A 1,388-nucleotide genomic window follows, 5' to 3' on the forward strand; every position below is an offset into this window, starting at 1 on the left:
TGATTCATGTGTGGACGGCCCCCGTTGAGCAAGAAGATTCTGACAATGGCAATACTGAAGCGGTCAGGTTCATTCATGTGTTCGGCCTGTTTTTTGCGGCCTCAGGCCGCTGGCCATGATGGTGTCGGTGGATCGGGCCCTCATCAAGCTGCCGCGCTGCGATGCGCGTTGAATCACTCAGGTTCTCCCGATCCCCGGCTTGACCGGATCTGCATCACTGATGTCGTTCTCTCCTGCCCAAACTGGATGTCATTTCGCGCGACCGTCGTTACCCTCGAGCCATTGACGGCGTCGCGCGGTAGTTTTCCTCACGCGCCATCACCGCCCAGGCGATCCGCGCTACCTTGTTGGCGACAGCGACTGTGACCAGCCGTGCCGGCTTACGCTCGAGCAACTGGTTCGCCCAGGTGCTGACGGTCGTCGCTTTTCGCCGCGTGTATCGGATGACCGCCGTGGCGCCGACGACGAGGAGATGCCGTAAATAGCGATCTCCCATCTTCGAGATTCCTCCCATTCTATCTTTGCCACCGGAGGAATGTTGTTTTGGAACAAGGCCGAGCCAAGCAGCGAATTGACGACCGGAGCGGAAGACTTTTGCGTCGACGACGGTGGCAGCGAGGGCGGTCGCCGTGATGAAGCCGATTCCGGGAATAGTTGAAAGCCGCCGGCAGACCTGGTTCGTGCGATACCACGCCAGAAGCTCGATCTCGATCTTCCGGATTTGTGCGCCAAGCCCTTCGATCGTTCGGGCGAGGAGGATAAGAACCTGTCGCGCCATCGCGGGGAGCGGCCCATCGCCCTTGTCGAGAGCTTCGATTAGACCACGGACATGGGCCCGGCCCTTCGGTGCGACGACGCCATACTCGGCCAGATGCGCCCGCATCGCGCTGATTTGTGCTGTGCGCTGCCGAACCAAGAGGTGGCGAGCCCGATGAAGCATCAGAATGCTCTGGGCATCCACCGATTTGACAGCCACGAACCGCATTGTCGGTCGCGTCACCGCCTCGCAGATCGCTTCCGCGTCTGCCGCATCGTTCTTGTTGCGCTTGACGTAGGCCTTTACGTAAGCCGGCGGCATCAACTTGACCACATGCCCGAGTGCAATCAGCTCCCGCGCCCAATGGTGCGCCGTCGCGCAGGCCTCCATGCCGATGAGGCACGGCTGCATATCGCGAAGCAACGGGATAAGCTGATCGCGCCGAACTTTTCGACGGAGCACCGCGTTTCCAGCATTATCGACGCCGTGAACTTGAAAGACGTTCTTGGCGATATCCAATCCAATCGTGATAACTTGCATGCGGACGGTTCCTTCCCTCTGATGGTCCTTTGACAACGCCATCTTGGCACATTGCGATGCCGCTGGGTCGGGGGCCGTCCACCCCATCAAG

General features: G+C 59.9%; 1 protein-coding gene. It reads right to left on the reverse strand.

Features of this window, described 5'->3' with window-relative positions; all coding sequences use genetic code 11:
- Positions 1-268 precede the first annotated feature (268 nt).
- Complete coding sequence (locus AB4Z43_RS33440; protein WP_441940983.1) at positions 269-1,297, reverse strand: IS110 family transposase; 1,029 nt, start codon at positions 1,295-1,297, stop codon at positions 269-271.
- Positions 1,298-1,388 lie beyond the last annotated feature (91 nt).

Source organism: Mesorhizobium sp. 2RAF45, assembly GCF_052115225.1.
GTDB classification, from domain to species: Bacteria; Pseudomonadota; Alphaproteobacteria; order Rhizobiales; family Rhizobiaceae; genus Mesorhizobium; species Mesorhizobium jarvisii.